A 19,415-nucleotide genomic window follows, 5' to 3' on the forward strand; every position below is an offset into this window, starting at 1 on the left:
GTAACCGTGAATGACATATGACTACATCATCGCCGGGGCTGGCGCCGCAGGCTGCGTCCTGGCCAACCGGTTGTCCGCCTCGGGCGAACACTCCGTGTTGCTGCTGGAAGCGGGCGGCAAGGACAGCTCCTGGTGGTTCAAGATCCCGGTCGGTTTCGCCAAGATGTATTACAACCCGACCTTCAACTGGATGTATTACAGCCAGCCGCAAAAGCAGTTGGCCGACCGTGCCATCTACGCCCCACGGGGCAAGGTGCAGGGCGGTTCGGGCTCGATCAACGCGATGATCTACGTGCGTGGCCAGGCCCATGACTTTAATGATTGGGCGGCCAACGGCAACGACGGCTGGGGCTTCAAAGACGTACTGCCGTACTTTCGCAAGCTGGAGAACCACCCCCTGGGCGACACCGAGTACCACGGCAGCAGCGGCCCGATCAGCATCACGCCGATGAAGGGCCAGACTCACCCGATCTGCGACGTGTTCCTCAAGGGCTGCGAGCAACTGGGCTATGCCCACAGCGACGACTTCAACGGCCCGAACTTCGAAGGCGCCGGCCTGTATGACGTCAACACCCGCAACGGCGAGCGCAGTTCCAGCAGCTTTGCGCACCTGCACCCGGCGCTGGGGCGCTCCAACCTGACGGTGGAGTTGCATGCCCTGGTCGACCGCGTGCTGTTCGACGACCAGCAGCGCGCCACCGGCATTGCCGTGACCCAGCACGGCGTGAACCGCACCTTCACTGCGCGCAAGGAAGTGATTCTCTGCGCCGGCGCGGTGGACACGCCGAAGATCCTGCAACTGTCCGGCGTGGCCGATCAGCAGCTGCTGGCCGAGCACAATATCCCGCTGGTCAAGCACCTGCCGGCCGTGGGTGAAAACCTGCAGGACCACCTGTGCGCCAGCTATTACTACAAGGCCAATATTCCGACCTTGAACGATGAGCTCAGCTCGTTGTTCGGCCAGTTCAAACTGGGCCTCAAATACCTGTTCACCCGCAAGGGCGCACTGGCGATGAGCGTCAACCAGGCCGGTGGTTTCTTTCGCGGCAACGAAGAGCAGAAAGACCCGAACCTGCAGCTGTATTTCAACCCGCTGTCGTACCAGATCCCGAAAAACAACAAGGCCAGCCTCAAGCCCGAGCCGTATTCCGGCTTCCTGCTGTGCTTCAACCCGTGCCGGCCGACCAGCCGGGGCACCATCCGCATCGCCTCGAAAAACCCGCGTGATGCGGCGCTGATCGACCCCAACTACCTGAGCACCCAGAAGGACATCGATGAGGTGATCCAGGGCAGCCGGTTGATGCGCAAGATCATGCAGGCGCCGGCACTCAAGGGCATCACCGTGGCCGAAGTCTTGCCGGGCGCGGCGGTGCAGACCGATGAAGAAATGCTGCAATACTTCCGCGAGAACAGCGGCTCGATCTACCACCTGTGCGGGTCCTGCGCCATGGGCTCAGACCCGCAGGTGTCGGTGGTGGACAAGCGCTTGAAGGTGCATGGGCTGGAAGGGCTGCGCATTGTCGATGCGTCGATCTTCCCCAACGTGACCTCGGGCAACACCCACGCGGCGGTGTTGATGGTGGCAGAGAAGGGCGCCGACCTGATCCTGCAAGACGCCGGCTAACCCTGTCTCCATCGACTGTAGTGAGCGAGCTTGCTCGCGCCGGAGTGCGCAGCGCTCCCGCTTTTGTGGGGCCGCTTCGCAGCCCAGCGCGAGCAAGCTCGCTCACTACAGGATGGTGCTCTCAGCCTCTACCGGTCAGGTGGCTTGTGTGGCCAGCGGGGTTGGGCGCTGCATCACATGGCTCAAACTCATGATGATCAACGGCGTCAGCAACGCCACGTAGGCGTTATCAACCCCCCACGGGTTCCCCGCCAGAAACCATCCCACCGTTGCCACCAATGACGCAATGATGCTCAAAAACGCCCCCGTCGCTGTGCCAAACCGTGGTGCATAGAACACCAGCAACACCAGCACCGCCAGGGACACACGCAGGGCTTTGCCGAGGAAGGCGATCATCAGCACCTTGTCCGAGGTCAGCGCCAGGGCAATGGGCAGCAAACCCACCGCAATCGTCGCCAAGCGCACGAAACGCAGGTTCTTCACGTCGCTTTTTTCCGGGTTGAACCACGGCTCGTAGAAGTCGCGCAGCAGCAACGTCGCCGAGCCCATGCTCACCGCCGAAATGGTGCCGAACAGCGAGCCGGCCAGGCCCGCGACCACCAGACCTGCGGTGAGCTGGTCCATGCTCGCGATCAGGCTGGGAAAGGCTTGCAGCGAATCCACCTGGGGAAACAGCACCGCGCTGCACATGCCAATCAACGCCGCGCCGATACCAAACGGCACCATTAGCACCGCCACGTAGAAACACGCGCGCTGGGCCTTGCCCGCATGGCTCACGGTATTGACCGCCTGGATCACGTACTGGGTGGAGAAAATCGAACCGATGCCAGCGATCATCCACGCGATGATCTGGCCCCAGCCTACGGTGGTCCATTCGAACATGCTGGCCGGCAAGTGCGCCTGCAACTGGCCAATGCCGCCGACCTGCTTGAGGCCGAACCACAGCGCCAGGCCAACCCCCAGGTATTTGAGTGCCGCGTGCACGAAGTTGGTGTAGATCACCGAACGCATGCCGCCGATGCTCACGTACACCACCGAGACCACGCCGACGATGACGATGGCCAGGGTGCGGTCCACTTGCATCACGCTCGCCAACACCGCGCCGCCGCTGGCGTAGATCGACACAGCGACGATCTCCAGGGCAAAAATGGTGATGATGGACGTGGCAAAGCGCGTGCGCTGGCCGTAGTTGCGCGAGAGCACGCCGGAGATGGTGTTGTCGCCCAGCTCCTTGTACTTGCGCGCCAGCAGCCAGGCGAACAGCACAAAGCCCAGGGCCAGGGCAAACAGGTTCCACGCGGCCGACAAGCCGACCTTGAAGCCGGTTTGCGCGGTACCAATGCTCACCGCCGTGCCGATGAACTCCGAGAGCATCAGGAAGCCAATCAAAAAGGCCGGAAAATGCCCGCCACCGGTGGTGTAGTTGGTGGCACTGCGCGAGTGCCGACGCACGCCGTAGCTGATCAGCGCGAGGCTGAACATGTACAGGCCAGTGATGGACAGGACGATCCAGGAGGAATGGGAGGGCATGGTTATACTCTTTAGGTATTTTTATAGTTGGCGCTAGTTTCACCCCTCTGTTTTGTTGGCGTCTAATATCAAGTGAGTATCAAGTGATACCCACCAGGTATCTAGAAAGCCCGTAGAAGCCGGCGCATCACCTCCTCCTGTGGGAGCTGGCTTGCCTGCGATGGGGCCTTTGAGCCATGCACTTGCCTCGTGGACGCCATCGCCGCGGTGCGACGATTCGACAAGCCGGGCTCCTACAATGTTCTGTGCATGGGTTACCAGCCGCGTAAGCGTTCCCACACCTCTACGTCACCACTCTCTAACACCGCATGGTAACTGCCGAACTGCGCCCCAGTGGCACACGCATGGTTAGGCAAAATCCGCAGGCGTGTCCCCAATGGAAACTGTGCCACCACCTCCACCTCGTGCCCCTGGAACCGCGCCACACCGTGTTCCTGATTGGCACTGCTCAACAGCAGTCCATCGATCAGTTCACCGGCCTCATCGCACACTTGCCCATAACCAAAGTCGCGCTTCTGCGTTTGCGTGCCACGGTCCCGGCTCATCGCCATCCAGCCGGCGTCGGTGATGATCCAGCCTTTTTCCGGCTGATGGCCAATCACCGTGGTCAGCACGCTCAGGGCCAGTTCATCTGTGCCGCACACGCCGATGTTGTGCATCACCAGGTCGAAAAACGCATACACGCCGGCACGCAGCTCGGTGACGCCCTCTAGGCTCACGGCTGACAGCGCGGTCGGCGTGGAGCCCACGCTCACCTGTTCACAACGCATCCCGGCTGCACGAATACGTTCGGCTGCCTCGACGCAGCGGGCGCGTTCCAGTTCGGCGATGGCTTGCAAGGCCTCGGGCGTGTCCAGGCCGTAGCTTTCGCCGGCATGGGTCAGCACGCCCACCAGGCTGTCGCCAAGCACCCGGGCGATCTCCAGCAAGGCGGGATCCTGCGGCTTGACCCCGGAACGATGACCGTCGCAATCGATCTCGATCATTACCGCAAAGGTTTCGCCCTGTTCCCGGCCGAAATCGACAATCGCTTGGGCCCCGGCGAGGCTGTCGGTGATCAGCGTCAACCCACAGCCCTGGCGCCGCAACGCCAGCGCTTGAGGCAATTTGTGCGGTGCCATGCCTACGGCGTACAGGATGTCGTGGATGCCCTGGGCAAAAAAGTACTCGGCTTCCTTGAGGGTCGACACCGTGATGCCACGGGCGCCCGCCGCGATTTGTGCCGCCACCACCTGGGCGCACTTATGGGTTTTGACATGCGGACGCAGTTGCACGCCCAGGCTGTCGGCTCTTTGCTGCATGCGCTCGAGATTGCGCTGCATTTTCACGGTATCAATCAGTGCGGCAGGGGTGTCCATGGTTGAAGCTCCACGATAGGGGGCAGGGTCGAAATTGACGCCCTGTCCAGGACTGGATATGTTGTCTTGCATGAAAAAGACCTCGCTTGAAGAAACCACCCTGATCAGCCAGCTCGAACAGATCGCCGAAGGCTTGAGCCAAACCTTCAGCCCGTTCTGCGAAGTGGTGCTGCACGACTTGCGCGACCCGCAGCACGCGATCCTGGCCATCCACAACAACCTCTCGGGCCGTGCGCCGGGCGATCCGGCCACTGAGCTGGGCCTGGCACGTATCGCCGACCCCGAGTACCCGCAAATCATTGCCAACTACCAGAACCAGTTCAGCGATGGCCGCCAGGTCAAGAGCACCTCCATTGGCATCAAGGACGCCAGCGGCCAATACGTGGCGGCCCTGTGCATGAACGTCGACCTGTCGTTGTTCCGTGGCTTGCAGAGCCTGCTCGAACAGTTCGGCTCGGTGAGCGGCGACAAGCCCGGTGAATCCCTTGACCCGTCCGGGGCCGACGCCATCCGTGCGCGCATCGACCAGTTCGCCGCACGCCTGGCCACCACCCCGCGCGCCCTCAAGGCCGCAGACCGGCGCCTGCTCATGCAGGAGCTCAAGGACTCCGGTTGCATGGACGTGCGCCGGGCCATGGAGACCGTGGCCTCGCACCTGGGCGTGTCGCGCGCGGCGGTCTACACCTACGCCAAGTAGCGCGCCACCGCTTCAATCTCCACCAGATACCCATGATGCAGCTCCGGCACCGGCACCACCGCCCGTGCCGGCCGATGCTCGCCCAGCGCGGCGGCGTACACGCGATCGAATTCCGGCCAGTGCCGAACCCCGGCCACATACACCGTGATCTTCACCAGGTCCTGGGGCGTGCCGCCGGCGTCCTGCAAAATCGCCAGCAAATTGTCCAGCGCCAGTTGCGCCTGCTCGGCAAACGGCGCCGACAGGTTATGGCGCCCGTCGGGGCTCACCGGCAATTGCCCGGAGATGTACAGCGTGCCGTTGTGGCTGGCGGCCTGGGAATAATGGCCGGCAGGCGGCGATGCGTTCGGGGTGTGATGCAGAGTCATAGTGGTCTCAAGCAAGGTAGGGAAGGGGAGCCGGTTGAGGCTGTTCGTCGGGTGTAGTGCTGCCGATCACTGCCGTGGCCACGCCACAGCCGAACACGTTGGTGGCGGTGCGGCCCATGTCCAGGATCGGGTCCACTGCCAGGATCAGCAGCAAACCGGCTTCCGGCAGGCCCACCATCGGCAAGCCGGCCGCGAGCACCACCAGCGAGCCACGGGCCACGCCGGCCGTGCCTTTGCTGATCACCAGCAAGGTCAGCAGCACCATCACCTGGTGGCCGAAACTCATGTCGATGCCGTAGGCCTGGGCGATGAACATCACGATAAAGGCCTGGTACATCATCGAGCCGTCGAGGTTGAACGAGTAACCCAGGGGCAATACAAAACTGGTCACGCGTTTGGGCGAGCCGAAGCTGTCGAGGGCGTCGATGGTCTTGGGGTAGGCCGCCTCGCTGCTGGCCGTGGAGAACGCCAACAACACCGGGCTTCGCAGGAGATGCAGCAGGTGCTTGAAACGTGCGCCCAGGGCGATGTAGCCAGCGCCGCCGATCACCAGCCAGAGCAGCGCCAGGCCAAGGTAGAACTGCGCGATCAACTTGCCGAAGCTCACCAGCATGCCCAGCCCGTACAGACTGATGGTGGCGGCGATGGCGGCAAACACCGCGAGCGGCGCCACCCACATCACGTACTCGGTGATGCGAAACATCACCTGGGTCAGCTCTTCGAGCACGCTCAGGATGCTCGACTTGCCCTGGCCTTTGACAAACGCCAGGCCCGCCCCGAAGAACAGCGAAAACACCACGATTTGCAGCACCTCGTTATTGCCCATGGCCTCGACAATGCTGCGCGGAAACACATGGGACAAAAAGCCCGAGAGGTTGAAGCTGGCGGTGTTCAAACCACTGGCGCCGCTGGTGGGCGTATTCAGGCCAAGCCCTACGCCGGGCTGGAACAGGTTGGCCAGCAACAGCCCGATCAGCAGCGACACCACCGAGGCCAGCAAGAACCAGCTCATCGCCTTGAGGCCCACACGGCCAATGGCGCCGCTGTCGGCCATGCTCGCGACCCCGCTGATCAGCGTCGCCAGCACCAGCGGCGCGATCACCATCTTGATCAGGCGCAGGAACACATCGGTCACTAGGTTGAAGTAACCGGCGAGGGTCTTGGCGGTGTCGGCATCCAGTTGCGCATGCAACACGCCCCCCCACCAGTACACCCAGGAGTATCGCAATCACGATGGCCCGGGCCAGGTAACGGTTTTTCATAAGCACCTCTTGTTGTTGAGGCCCGGGGCGGGCCCGGGCGTTTTTTATCGGCGGCAGTTTTCAGCAGGCAAAGCGGGGCCGTCAGCGCCTCGGCGGGCGCTTTTCGGCCATTAATCCGGTGTGTGCGGGGCGCGGGTCAGCCTTGGAGCAGGCTCGCGTATTTCTCGATGTCGACGTTGCCACCGGTGACGATGATGCCCACGCGCTGGCCCTTGAACCGGCCATTGGCATTGCGCAAGGCCGCCAGGCCCAGGCAACCGGTGGGCTCCACGACCATCTTCATGCGCTGCATGAAGAAGCGCATGCCCTCCACCAGTTGCGCGTCGGACACGGTGAGGATGTCGTTCACCTGGTCACGGATGATCGGAAACGTATGCTCCCCCAGGTGCTGGGTCTGGGCGCCGTCGGCAATCGTGGCCGGGGTATCGATGTGCACGATGCTGCCCGTCTGGAACGAGCGCTGGCCGTCATTGCCGGCCTCGGGTTCGACGCCGTACAGCAGGCAATCCGGCGCCAGGGCGCGGGTCGACAGCGCGGTGCCCGAAAGCATGCCGCCGCCGCCCAGGCCAACGAACAGCGCGTCCAGGGGCCCGGTGAATTCCAGCAGCTCCTTGGCGGCGGTGCCTTGGCCGGCGAGCACGTCGGGGTGGTCGTAGGACGGGATCAGGGTCATGCCGTGCTCTAGCGCCAGGGTCCGGCCGATCTGCTCGCGGTCTTCAGTGACGCGGTCGTAGAACACCACGCTGGCACCGTATTCACGGGTGGCCGCGACCTTCGCTGCCGGCGCGTCAGTGGGCATGACGATGGTCGCCGGCATCTGCAGCAGGCGCGCGGCCAAGGCGATGCCCTGGGCGTGGTTGCCGGAAGAGAACGCCACCACCCCGGCCTTGCGCTGCTGCTCGTCAAAGCGCGACAGGGCGTTGAACGCGCCGCGAAACTTGAACGAGCCGGTGCGTTGCAGGTTCTCGCACTTGATGAACACCTGGGCGCCGGTCTCGGCATCGAGGGTGCGCGAGGTGAAGACCGGCGTGCGATGGGCAAAGCCTTCCAGGCGCTGGGCGGCGGCGACGACGTCGTGGTAGGTGGACAGTTGCATGGGACGGACCTCTGGAAAAGTACCCGGGCACGGAAGCCCTGTTGTCTATGTCTGGATAAAATATCCATATCAAGACAAATTGTAAAGTTCCGTCTGTCACATGCGCTTTGGCATCAGTGGCCCACGAGTTCCTCCAGCAACTGCTCCTTGTAGCCTTGCAGTACCGGCGAGGTTCGGTCCCGTGGGTGGGGCAGGTCGACGCGGATTTCATGCTTGATCCGCCCAGGGTGGGCGTCCATCACAATCACCCGGTCACCCAGGTACAGCGCTTCTTCGATGTCGTGGGTCACCATGATCACCGTGCAACGCTGTTGCACCCAGATACGTTGCAGCTCCCGTTGCAGGTGCACGCGGGTCAACGCATCCAGGGCGCCCAGGGGTTCGTCCAGCAGCAACACCTTGGGCTTGTTGATCAGCGCCCGCGCGATTGCCGCACGTTGTGCCATGCCACCGGAGAGTTGATGGGGGTAGGCGTTCTCGAAGCCGCTGAGGTTCACCAAGGCAATATGCTCGGTCACCAAACGGTTTTTTTCGGCCTGGGGCAGCGTGTGGTTTTTCAGGGCCAGGGCGATGTTCTCGCTGACGGTCATCCACGGGAACAGGCGGTGGTCCTGGAACACGATGCCGCGCTCCAGCCCTGTGGCAGCGATGCGTTTACCGTCCAACAGGATGTCGCCTTGGTACTCGGCTTCCAGCCCGACGATCAGGCGCAGCAGGGTGGACTTGCCGCAGCCGCTGGCGCCGACAATGCTGATGAATTCCCCCGGGCGCACGTCGAGGTGGATGTCCTGCAGCACCGGCAGGTCGCGGCCTTCGATGCGATAGGCCTTGTTCAGGCCGCGAATCTGCAGGGCGCCGGTCTGCACGTGCTGGTGGAGGGTGTGATGGGCAATGGCATTCATATCGGGACCTTTCAACGGAGGTTGCGCCAGCGCAACAGGTGGCGGCTCAGCAGGGTGAACAACAGCGTCATCAAGTAGCCGAGCAAACCGATGCACAGCACACTCAGCACGATCACTTCCATGCGTGAGCCGGCTTCGGCGTTCATCATCAAATTGCCCAGGCCGGCGCCGGAGGACAGGAACAGCTCACTGCCGATCGCCGTGACCCAGGCAAACGCCAGGGCGTGCAACACGCCGGTGGCAATGCTCGGCAGCGCGGCCGGCAGCAGCACCTGGGTGAACTGTTGCAGCGGCGTCAGCACCAGCACCTGGCCGACTTCACGGTAGCGGCGCTCCACATGGCTGAAGCCTTGATAGGTGTTGAGCACCATCGGGTAAAACGCCGCGAGGCTGACGATCAGCACCTTGGAGAACTCGCCGTTGCCGAACCACATGGCAATCAGCGGGATCCAGCCGAGCATTGGCACCTGGCGAATCGAATGGAACAGCGGGCCGATCAAGCGGTTGGCCACGCCTGACAGCGCCATCAGCACCCCCAGCGTCACGCCGAACAGGATGCCCAGCACCAGGCCGGTGCTGGTGCGCGCCAGGCTGGCCAGCAGGTTGACCAGCAACTCGCCGTTGCCGAGCATTTCCCACAGCGCGGCGCCGATCGCCGACAGCGGCACAAACGCATACGCGCCTGCCGCGTCCTGGCGCGAGGCGTATTCCCAGGCCAGGATCAACAGCAGTGGCAGCAACAGGCCGCGTGATTTTCTCAACAAGGGCAGCATGGGGAACTCCTAGCGGGTCTGCCAACGGAACAGGCGTTGTTCGAGGCGACGAAAGCCGTAGTCGAGGCCGAAGCCGATCACTCCGGTGACCACCACGCCAACCATCACCACATCGATGCGCAGCATCTGCCGGGCCATTTCGATCATCTGTCCCAGGCCGCTGTCGGCCGCCAGCAATTCGGTGGCCACCAGCACCACCCAGGCGCGGGTCAGGCTGATGCGAAAACCGGTGATGATCGGCGGCGCGGCGGCGGGCAGGGCCACCAGGCGCACAAACGTCGGCCAGCGCAGGCGGTACACATCGGCCACTTCAAAATAACTGCGCGGGATGCCACGCACGCCTTCGCCGGCCGCCAGGGCCACGGGGAAAAACGCGGTCTTGGCGACGATGATGATCTTGAAGGTTTCGTCGATACCGAACAGCAGCACGAACATTGGGATCAAGGCGATGCTGGGGATCTGGCGCAGGGTGTGGAACAGTGGGCCGCAATACGCCTCGACGTTCTTGGACAGCGCCATCAGCACGCCAAAGGCCAGGCCGCACAGCGAGCCGATGCCAAACCCCAGGCCCAGGCGCGACAGGCTGTTGCCCAAGTGGTCGAGCAATTCGCCGCTGGCGAGCAGTTCTTCAAAGGTTTGCAGCACCTGGGCGGGAGGTACCAACAGGTTGCGCGGGAAAATGCCGAGATGGGCTACCAGCGCCCAGGTGGCGAGCAGGGCGAGGGGTGAGATAAGCCAGGAGAGCAGTCGAAGGAGGCGCATGGCGGGTCTTAATTGGACTAAGTACCCGCTGGCTATCGCAAGACATGTGCCATGTATGAATCCCGAACACCCTGAAGATCTCCTGTAGGCGCTGGCTTGCCAGCGATAGCGATGTTCCGGTCGACATCATGGTTGGCTGTGCCGCCGCCATCGCGGGCAAGCCAGCTCCTACAGTGGATATTTGTTCCTTCAGGGAGAGCGGGTTGATGCCTGGGCAGCAGAAGGGTGCTGCTGGAGCAGCACCCATTCAGCAGTCGCCTCAGAAGTCGTAGCTCACACTGGTGTAGTAGAACGCCCCCTGGGCACCTTCGGGGCTGGTGATCGAGTACTTCGGCACGCCGTACAACTGCGCACCGTCGGCCTTGTCCGGGTGGGTGTCGAACAGGTTGATCGCGCCCACTGAGACCTTGATGCCCTTGTGGAAGGTGTACGACAGGTCCACGTCGGTCACCCATTGCGGGCTGAACGTCTGGTCCAGGTTGGGGTTGGTGGCGTTGAGGCTTTTCCATTCGCCATACCGACGCTGCGCCACGGTGAGGCCCCAGTTCTCATACAGCCAGTTGGCGCTCAGGGTCAGCTTGGAGTCCGGCGTGCCGTCTTCGATCAGGCCCTGGGTGTTGCGCCCGACAATCTGCGAACCCTTGATATTGCCGACGTCGCGCAAGCCGGTGATGGTGGTATTGGTCTTGGCAAAGCCGCTGCTCAGGTTCAGGCGGCCCCATTGCTGCAGGTCCCACTGGTAGTTGCCGGTCAGCTCGATGCCGTCGGTGCGGGTGTCGGCCACGTTGGTGTAGAACGCCGCGCTCTGGATGTTGGCGTAGGGCGTGCCGGCAAAGATCGGCGTCACCACGCTGGCTGGCAATTGGTCGGAGAGGGTGATGCGGTTGTCGATGTTGATGCGGTAGGCGTCCACCGTCACCGAGGCGTTTTCCAGGGGGCGCCACACCAGGCCGAGGGAGTAGTTGGTCGACTCTTCCGGCTTTAGCGCCTTGCCGCCCAGGGCCTGGGCTTCGGGGCTGTTGGCGCGCAGCGTACGTTGCTGCACCTCCACGTAGTTGCCGCTGCCCGGCGGCTGCTCCACCACCTGCACACTGAACGACGACATGCCGCTCTGCACCAGCGAGGGCGCACGGTAGCCGGTGCTGGCCGTGGCTCGTGCGGCAATCTGCGGGGTGAAGTCATAACGCAGCGACAGCTTGCCGTTGGTGGTGTCGCCGAAGTCCGAATAGTGCTCGGTACGCACCGCCACGCCGGCCTGGAATTTCTCGGTGATTTGGCCTTCGACGTCGATGTACGCGCCGAGCACCTTGCGCTCCAGGGACGCTGCGTCCACCTGGGTGATACCCGAGTAATAGCCGGGAATGCGCCGCCCGGTGATCGGGTCGACCGTATTGAACAACGGCCCGTTCTGCCAGCCGGCCGCCTCGCCGGCACTGAGTTGGTAGTTCTCTTTGCGCCAGGCCAGGCCGGCCGACAGGGTCAGCGGCTTGAACAGCAAGTCGGTGGGGAAGTCCCGCACCCAGTCCAGGGTCAGGTTGGTCTGGTCGTTCTCGCGCTTGCCGGTGTAGATGTTCGACGGGCTGTTCACGCCATAGCTGGGGTTGATCGCGTTGCGGTCATCGGAGGTGAGCGTGTTGTTGCCATGGTTCAGCGCCAGGTCGAACTTGCCCAATTGATCATTCTCAAAACGCAGGCCACCGGTCACGGCATAGTCTTCCAGGCCGTAGCGGGTCACCGGCAAGCGCCCGTCCGGGTAGCGTTGCAACGCGGTGCTGCCGTAGTTGTTGCGCAAGGTGGTGGGCGGGTCGAAGAAGCCTTCGGCGTCGGTGTTCTTGTGGGCGTAGGTGGCGAAGCCGTAGGCGGTGAAACCCTCGCCGAGGCCGATCTCGCTGTTGGCCACGACGTTGTACTGGTCCGAGACATTGCCCGAGCCCCAGCGCCAGGTGCGGTAGCGGTTGTTCTGCTCGCGTGGCGTGTTGACGCTGGTGTCGCCGGGATAAAAGTCCGGTTGTCGGGGTTGGTGTCGCTGGCCGGATCCTGGCTGCCGGCGTCGAAACTCAGGGTGAGGAAGCCGTCGTTGGGCAGGGCAAAACCTTTCCAGCCACTGAGCTTGCGTTGGATACCGTCGCCTTTGTCATAGCCACCGAAGCGGTAGCCGAGGTTGCCGCCGTCGTCGTTTTCCTTGAGCACAATATTGATCACCCCAGCGATGGCGTCGGAGCCGTATTGAGCGGCGGCGCCGTCGCGCAGGATTTCCACGCGCTGGATCGCGCTCAGCGGGATCAGGCTCAAGTCGACGGCGGCTGCACCGCGCCCGTTCACCAGGCTCTGGCGGGTGATGTTGGCGCTGCTGTGACGGCGCTTGCCGTTGACCAGCACCAGCACCTGGTCCGAGGCCAGGCCGCGCAGCGACGCGCCTTGGGCGATGGAACCGGCGAACGCGCCCTGGGGCGATTGCGGGAAGTTGAACGACGGCGACAGGGCGGTGAGCGCACCGGACAAATCGGTGGCGCCGGTCTGCTGCAATTGCTCGCCGGACAACACGTCGATGGGCGCTGCGCTCTGCAGGGCGGTCAGGTCACTGCGGCGGGTGCCGAGCACCACGACGGTGTCCAGGTGATCATTTTTTGCGGTGGGCTGGGTGGTGTCTGCCGCATAGACAGGCACGGCAAGGCTGCCCATGACCAGCGCAATGGCGCCGGCCAACGGAGTGCGTTGGAACATAAAAGTGGTCCTTTCAACAGTTGAACGTTGGCGTCTGCGCGCCGGGCTCTATTGCCGTGCCGATGAGATCAAAGGTGGGAGCTGGCTTGCCTGCGATAGCGGTGGGTCAGACGATGACCTTGTCGGCGATGCAATCGCCTTCGCAGGCAAGCCAGCCCCCACAGTTGATCGGTGTCGTTTGGGAGAGCCGGTTTTGGCAGTGAGTCAGGGGGTTAGAAGCGGCTGGTCACGCTCAGGCCCACGGTGCGGGGGTCGCCATAGGTGATCACGTATTGGCCAAGGCCACCGTTGGGCCGGCCATGGACTTGGTAGCGGCGGTCGGTGAGGTTGTTGACGAAACCGGTGACGCTGAGTTTTTCGTCGGCGCTGTACCAGGTCAGCCGGCTGTTGGCCAAGGTGTAGTGGGGCTGGCTCAGGTCTTTGTCGGCGCTGCTCTGGCGGTCGGCGAGGAAGTATTCCTTGTCGCGGAAACTCACGTCGGCACCGGCCACCAACTTGCCGCCGATGGCCAGCGGGAAGGTGTAGTCGCCGCCCAGGGACACCACGTTACGCGGCGAGCGCACGAAGCTGTTGCCGCTGTAGTCGCCGGTGACCGCACCGGTGTTGGGGTTGGTGTTCTTGAAGTCGGTGTATTCGGTGTCCAGGAACGAGATCGCCGCGCGCAGGTGCAGGTAGTCGGTCGGTTGGCCTTCCAGCTCCAGCTCGGCGCCCTTGACCTTGCCCTTGGCGCCGTTGGTGAGCGCGGTGGTCAGCACGCCGTTGTTGACCGTCAGCAGGTTCACCTGAATATCCGAGTAGTCGTAGTAGAAGATATTCGCGTTGGCCGTGAGGCGGTGGTTGAACCACTCCGACTTCACACCGAATTCATAGGCGTCGAGTTGTTCCGGGTCCACCGTGGTCAGCTGCGACAAGCTGGTGGACAGCCCGGTGTTGAAGCCCCCGGAACGGAAACCGTGGGCATAACGGAAGAACACCCGCACGTTGTCGTTGATGCGGTATTCCGGGGTGAGGTCGTAGGTCCAGGCTTCCCAGGTCTTGTCTTCCTGGCGGTTGCCGTTGGTGCCGACACCGGCCAGCGGGATCAACGGGCCGTTGGCCGTGGCGCGGGTCAACTGGGTGAGGTTGAGGTCGATGTCTTTCTTTTCCTGGGTCCAGCGCAGGCCACCGGTAACGCTGAAGTTGTCGGTGAAGTCGTAGGTCAGGTTGCCGAACAGCGCGTAGCTGTCGGTCTTGTGGTCGTAGCTCAGGTCACGAAAGTCCGTGGCGCCGCCGATCTGGTTGGACCCGGTGCCATTGGGTGTCGGCCCCGGCACGATGAAACGCCCGGCCTGGCTGTCGAGGTCCTCATGGAAATAGTGCGCGCCGGCCAGCCAGCGCAGGGTCTCCTGCTGGGGCGAGGCCAGGCGGATTTCCTGGGAATACTGGGTGTATTTGTTGTCGGCGGTGGAGGTACCGTTGACCTCGTACGGCGTGTAGTCGGCGTCACTGCTGGACTGGCCGCGAATGTAGTCGTACGCCGTGATCGACGTGAGCGTGTAGTCGCCCAGGTGCCAGTTGAGGGTCAGCGAGGTGCCGTCGTGGTTGAGTTTGGAGTCGTCATCCACGTTCAGCGCGATATTGCGCCCGGCCGGGCGCTGGTAGCCCACGTTGTAATAGCGGCCCAGGGTCAGTGCACCGTTGGCGCCGTCGCCCTTGAACTCGCGGCTGTGGATCTTCCACAGGGCATCGAGGTCGTCGTTGAGCTGGGCGAAAAACTGCAGGCGCACGGCCTTTTTATTCACGTCGCCGTAGGTGTGGTCGTCCACCAGGTTTTTCTGGAAGCCGTCGCGTTCTTCCGAATACAGGGAGATCCGCGCGGCGAGTTTCTCGTCCACCAACGTGCCGCCCAGGGCGCCGCTCAAGATGCGTTCGTTCTTGCTGCCAAAACCGATGGTGCCGAAGCCGTCGGTATCGAAGGTGGGCTTTTTCGAGATGATATTCACCGCGCCCGCCGTGGTGTTCTTGCCGTACAGCGTGCCTTGCGGGCCGCGCAGGATCTCGATGCGCTCCAGGTCCCACAGCGGCCCACCCCCGGCAATCGGCGCGTTGAGGTAGACGTCGTCGGCATAGATACCCACCGGGTACACCGTGGCCGCGCCGGTGTCGCCGGTGCCCAACCCACGGATGTACCAGCGCGGGCGGCCATCGCCGTCCGGGTTCTTCGCTGAGGCGTTGGGAATGAAGGTGGTGATGTCGCCCATGTTGCGCACGCCGTCGGCCACAATGTTGGTGCCCTGTACCGCCGACACCGCCACTGGCACCTCTTGAAGGGTTTGCTCGCGGTGTTGTGCAGTGACGGTCACGGTCTTGAGTGCCGGTTCGGTTTGAGTGGTGTCATCTTCAGCGGCGTGAGCGCTGCCTGCAACGAGTAAAGCGAGCCATAAGCCCTTGGTGATTGGATTGATGGTATGCATGAAAGTCTCCCCCGGAAAATGTGTCCTTGAAGGGGGTAGAGCAGAGATCGTGCCAAGAGGATTTCAGGATGGATAAAGATGCATAACCTACTGTTATTTAACGGATAAATAATTATAGGTGACGCCTTTTAACGAAGAAATTCGGCACGTGTGTAGGCCGTGAAAACAGCCTGTCGAGGATTCAGCAGAAGTTGCTTGGAGGGTGCTGCTGGAGCAGCAAGAGAAGTGTTGCCAGATCAACACATTTCTCTTGGTTCACACCTACCTTGTAGGAGCCCGGCTTGTCGAATCGTCGCACCGCGGCGATGGCGATTTCAATGACGCCATCGCCGGCAAGCCGGCTCCTACAGGGTCTGTGTGGCGGGCGGGGTTATACGGCAACGCGGGAGGTAGAACCAATGACCTTTTCCAGCACACTGAAATCAATCCAGTCACGCACATCGAAGCGCCTTGGAATGAAATGCCAGCGAAACAGAAAGTCCGTGAAATCCTGCAACGCTTCAATCGACCGCGAGTCCAGGGTGGTACGCAACCGCCGATGCGCATCCTCGCCATACGCCGCCGTTACCCAGTACTCGCTGGTATTGAGTTCCTTGGCCAGAAAGCGCCGGGTCTCATCCGGATTCGCCCAGGCCCATTGCTCGGTGCGCAGCACGGTGTCGACGATTTTCACGCTGGCATCGAAGTGTTCCTGCAGCAGGTTGATGTCCACCGTCAGGGTGCGCGGCGTGCCGTTGTTGCTGCGGATCAGCGGATCGGGGTGGGAGCCGGTGTCGACCACCACGTGCAGGCCGAACTCGTTGGCCAGGTGCACGGCGTGGGCGCCCTTGAGGAAAATCGCGTCGATATCGCCGCGCAGCAGGCCGATCAGCTCGTTATTGCGCCGGCTGAAACGGCTGACGCCCAGGCTGACTTCGGGGCCGTACACGTAGGAGGTCTGGTTGTCGCTGTAGGTGCCGCCGTAGGGGTAGTCCACCAGCTCCACATCACTGACGTTCAAGCCTTCCAGCTTCAAGGCGTTTTCCAGGCCGCGCAGGGCCTGGGCGCGGGTGAAGTCGATCTGCACGTTGGCCCATTTGGGCAGGCCGAAGCGGCGGTTTTTCAAGTCGCGCACGCTCTTCACACCGCTTTCGGCGGTGGTCAGGATCAACTGCACTTCGTCGCTCCACGACAGCCCCAGCACGCGGGTCTCGACGCCACTGGCATAGGCCCAGATCGCCGGGATGTTGCCGCCATGGCGCACCGAGTTCTGCAGGTGATGGTCGTAGTGGGCTTCGCGCACTTCCCGTTCGGTGGATTCGCGCAACGATTGGATGTTGGTGCCGTAGGGCAGGAAGGCTTCGGCCAGCCGCCCGGATTGCACGGCAATGCCAAGCCCGGTGGGCACCGGGCTGTGGGTGTACCAGAGGGTATCGAGTGGTTTGCTCATAACGGTCTTCGTTCAACTCCATGAATTTTCAACGCTGCCCGACCTGTAGGAGCCCGGCTTGCCGGCGATGGCGGTGTGTCAGGCGACATCTGTAGTGGATGTGCCGACGCCATCGCCGGCAAGCCGGGCTCCTACAGGGTTAGCTGGCGAGTGCGGTGTTGCCGTCTTGCAGCGCATGCAGCGGCCGTGCATCGATCCATTCGCGCACGTCGAAGGTGTTGGGAATAAAGCGCCAACGGTGCAGGAAGTTCGTGAAGTCCTGCAGGGCGGCAATGGCTTGTTCGTCCAGTTCGGTACGCAGGCGCAGGTGCGCATCCTCGCCGTAGGCGGCGGTCACCCAGTACTCGCTGCTGTTGGTTTCCCGCGCCAGGTAGCGGCGGGTGTCTTCGGGGTGGGTGTGGGCCCATTGCTCGGCACGCAGCACCGAGTCGAGGATGCCGGTGGCCACGTCGTAATGCTGCTCCAGCAGGTTCAGGTCCACCGCCAGGGTGCGCGGCGTGCCGTTGTTGCTGCGGATCAGCGGGTCGGGGTGGGAACCGGTGTCGATCACCGTGTGCAGGCCGAAATCATGGGCATGCTGGGCCGCGCTGGCGCCCTTGAGGAAGATCGCATCGACCTCGCCGCGCAACAGGCCGATCAGTTCCAGGTTGCGTTCGCTCACCTGTGTATTGACCGGCGTGCCAGCCACATTGCGCACCGCGCTGTCGCTGAACGTGCCGCCGTAGCGGAAGTTGACCAGCTTCACATCGCCGACCTTCAAACCTTCCAGCGACAGTGCGTTTTCCAGGCCGCGCAAGGCCTGGGCACGGGTGAAGTCGATCTGCGCGCCGGCCCAGTCCGGCAGGCCGAAGGTGCGGCCCTTGAGGTCCTTGACGGTCTTGATGCCGCTGTCCTGGCGGGTCAGGATCAGTTGCACCTCATCGGCCCAGGACAAGCCGATCACACGGGTTTCACGGCCTTGGGCACGGGCCCAGATCGCCGGGATATTGCCGCCGTGGCGTACCGAGTTTTGCAGGGTGTGGTCGAAGTGCGACTCGCGTACGGTCTTGTCGTTGGACTCGCGCAGGGACTGCACCTCGGTGCCGAGGGCGCCGACGGTGTCTTGCAGCCAGCCTTTCTGCACGGCAATGCCCAGGCCAGTGGGCACGGGGCAACGGGTGTACCAGAGGGTGTCGAGGGGTTGCGTCATCACAGGTTCTCCCGCAGCGCTCAGGCGCTGGCTTTCAAGGGTTGCAGGGCCGGGCGTTGGTGCACCAGCGGCAAGACTTCCTGGCCAATGCGCAGGGCTTCTTCCAGGTGCGGGTTGCCGGCGAGGATAAACGTCGAGAAGCCGGCGTCGCGGTATTCCACCAGGCGCTCGGCGATGTTTTCGTGGCTGCCCACCAGGCCGACCGTGGGGCCCGGCTTGGCCTTGGCAAAACCGGCCCACAGGTTGGGGCCGATGATCAGGTCGTCAAAACGGTCGACGTTTTGGTGGTAGGCGGTTTGTCGCGCGGCACCCACCGAGTCCGAACCGCTGGTAAACCCTTTGGATACGGCGCTGGGCTTGCCTTCGAGCTTGTCGAACTGGCGGCGCAGGTCTTTCCAGGCCAGCTCTTCGGTCTCGCGGGCGAACAGGTCGACCCGCAGGCCAAACCGCACGCTGCGTCCTTGTTTGTCGGCCAGTTCACGCACGCGGTCGATGTGCGGCTTGAGCTTGTCGATGGGCTCGGCCCAGTTCAGGTACACGTCGGCGTGCTTGGCGGCCACGCCGAGGGCGGCGTCCGAGAAGCCGGAGAAATACACCCCGGGCTTGCGCTCGTTTTGCAGGCCGTGGGGCAGGGCGCCGTTTTCGAGCTGGTAGATATCGCCGCCGTAGGAGAATTTTTCGTGGGTCCACAGCCCCTGGATGATGTCGAGGAATTCGCCGGTGCGTTTGTAGCGCAGGTCGTGTTCCAAGAAGTCGCCATTGGCGCGCTGGCTGGCGGGGTTGCCGCCGGTGATGATGTTCCAGTCCAGGCGGCCACGGCTGAGGTTCTGCAGGATCGCGGCCTGCTGGGCGGCGTAGGCGGGCAGGGTCCAGGTGGCCTGGAAGGCGATCAGGAACTTGATGCGCCGGGTTTCCCGGGCCAGCGCGGCGGCGGCGATCCACGGCTCGGGGCCGGTGGGCAGCAGCGCACCTTCGAACCCGGCGAGTTCGGCGGCCTTGGCGACTTGGGCGATGTAGTCGATGTAGGTGAAGTCGTCGGGCTCGCCGTTGGGCAGGCGGCCAGGGGCGATGTGGCCGGGGCGGTAGTGGGGGTTGCCGCGGTTGTGTTTGTCGGTGGTGAGTTGCGGGCCGTCGGTGCCCAGTGGCAGGCGCCAGAAAAATTCAGTGCTCATGGGTGCTCCTGATTCGGTCGTGCGAGGTGCGAGGGACCTGATGGAGGGGATGTGTGCAACGGGCATGCCATGGGGC

The 19,415-nt window shown here is 63.1% G+C and carries 13 protein-coding genes and 2 pseudogenes; 2 read left to right on the forward strand and 13 right to left on the reverse strand.

All coding sequences use genetic code 11. From position 1 onward, the window contains the following. The first annotated feature begins 10 nt into the window (after positions 1-10). Positions 11-1,624 (forward strand): GMC family oxidoreductase, encoded by a 1,614-nt coding sequence (locus HX803_RS20530; protein WP_178922992.1) that lies wholly within the window; start codon positions 11-13, stop codon positions 1,622-1,624. A gap of 135 nt (positions 1,625-1,759) precedes the next feature. Here the strand turns inward: HX803_RS20530 and HX803_RS20535 are convergent, their stop codons facing one another. Together HX803_RS20535 and HX803_RS20540 are read right to left on the reverse strand one after the other, a co-directional pair. Further along, a complete protein-coding gene (locus HX803_RS20535; protein WP_178922994.1) occupies positions 1,760-3,154 on the reverse strand; it encodes a sodium:solute symporter family protein in 1,395 nt (464 codons plus the stop codon). Positions 3,155-3,408: 254 nt separating this feature from the next. Next, positions 3,409-4,512 carry a DSD1 family PLP-dependent enzyme gene (locus tag HX803_RS20540; protein WP_178922996.1) on the reverse strand — a complete coding sequence of 368 codons (1,104 nt, stop codon included), beginning with the start codon at positions 4,510-4,512 and terminating at the stop codon, positions 3,409-3,411. A gap of 70 nt (positions 4,513-4,582) precedes the next feature. On the opposite strand from HX803_RS20540, the gene HX803_RS20545 reads away from it, so the two are divergent. Next, the gene (locus tag HX803_RS20545; protein WP_178922998.1) at positions 4,583-5,209 is read left to right on the forward strand and encodes a transcriptional regulator; all 627 of its coding nucleotides are present in this window, start codon (positions 4,583-4,585) and stop codon (positions 5,207-5,209) included. Here HX803_RS20545 and HX803_RS20550 read toward each other — a convergent pair. From HX803_RS20550 to HX803_RS20600, 11 genes and pseudogenes are all read right to left on the reverse strand, one after another. Then, positions 5,197-5,577 carry a RidA family protein gene (locus HX803_RS20550; protein WP_178923000.1) on the reverse strand — a complete coding sequence of 127 codons (381 nt, stop codon included), beginning with the start codon at positions 5,575-5,577 and terminating at the stop codon, positions 5,197-5,199. The genes HX803_RS20545 and HX803_RS20550 overlap by 13 nt on opposite strands. A gap of 7 nt (positions 5,578-5,584) precedes the next feature. Continuing rightward, positions 5,585-6,839 (reverse strand): annotated as a pseudogene (locus HX803_RS20555) (dicarboxylate/amino acid:cation symporter). A 136-nt stretch (positions 6,840-6,975) separates the two neighbouring features. Beyond that, entirely contained in the window at positions 6,976-7,935 is a 960-nt protein-coding gene (locus tag HX803_RS20560; protein ID WP_178923002.1) for a threo-3-hydroxy-L-aspartate ammonia-lyase, read from the reverse strand. 113 nt (positions 7,936-8,048) lie between these two features. Then, positions 8,049-8,837 (reverse strand): ABC transporter ATP-binding protein, encoded by a 789-nt coding sequence (locus HX803_RS20565; protein WP_178923004.1) that lies wholly within the window; start codon positions 8,835-8,837, stop codon positions 8,049-8,051. Between the two features lie 11 nt (positions 8,838-8,848). Next, positions 8,849-9,610 carry an ABC transporter permease gene (locus HX803_RS20570; RefSeq protein WP_178923006.1) on the reverse strand — a complete coding sequence of 254 codons (762 nt, stop codon included), beginning with the start codon at positions 9,608-9,610 and terminating at the stop codon, positions 8,849-8,851. A gap of 9 nt (positions 9,611-9,619) precedes the next feature. After that, a complete protein-coding gene (locus HX803_RS20575) occupies positions 9,620-10,372 on the reverse strand; it encodes an ABC transporter permease (RefSeq protein WP_176999100.1) in 753 nt (250 codons plus the stop codon). Between the two features lie 259 nt (positions 10,373-10,631). Then, a pseudogene (locus HX803_RS20580) lies at positions 10,632-13,096 on the reverse strand (TonB-dependent receptor plug domain-containing protein). Between the two features lie 212 nt (positions 13,097-13,308). Then, positions 13,309-15,549 carry a TonB-dependent receptor gene (locus HX803_RS20585; protein ID WP_178923008.1) on the reverse strand — a complete coding sequence of 747 codons (2,241 nt, stop codon included), beginning with the start codon at positions 15,547-15,549 and terminating at the stop codon, positions 13,309-13,311. 370 nt (positions 15,550-15,919) lie between these two features. Next, positions 15,920-16,978 carry an ABC transporter substrate-binding protein gene (locus HX803_RS20590; protein WP_176999103.1) on the reverse strand — a complete coding sequence of 353 codons (1,059 nt, stop codon included), beginning with the start codon at positions 16,976-16,978 and terminating at the stop codon, positions 15,920-15,922. A 139-nt stretch (positions 16,979-17,117) separates the two neighbouring features. After that, the gene (locus HX803_RS20595) at positions 17,118-18,167 is read right to left on the reverse strand and encodes an ABC transporter substrate-binding protein (protein WP_178923010.1); all 1,050 of its coding nucleotides are present in this window, start codon (positions 18,165-18,167) and stop codon (positions 17,118-17,120) included. Between the two features lie 20 nt (positions 18,168-18,187). Beyond that, on the reverse strand, positions 18,188-19,339 hold the full coding sequence (locus tag HX803_RS20600) for an LLM class flavin-dependent oxidoreductase (protein WP_178923012.1): 1,152 nt from the start codon (positions 19,337-19,339) through the stop codon (positions 18,188-18,190). Positions 19,340-19,415 lie beyond the last annotated feature (76 nt).

The organism is Pseudomonas sp. P7548 (genome assembly GCF_013386585.1).
GTDB lineage: Bacteria > Pseudomonadota > Gammaproteobacteria > Pseudomonadales > Pseudomonadaceae > Aquipseudomonas.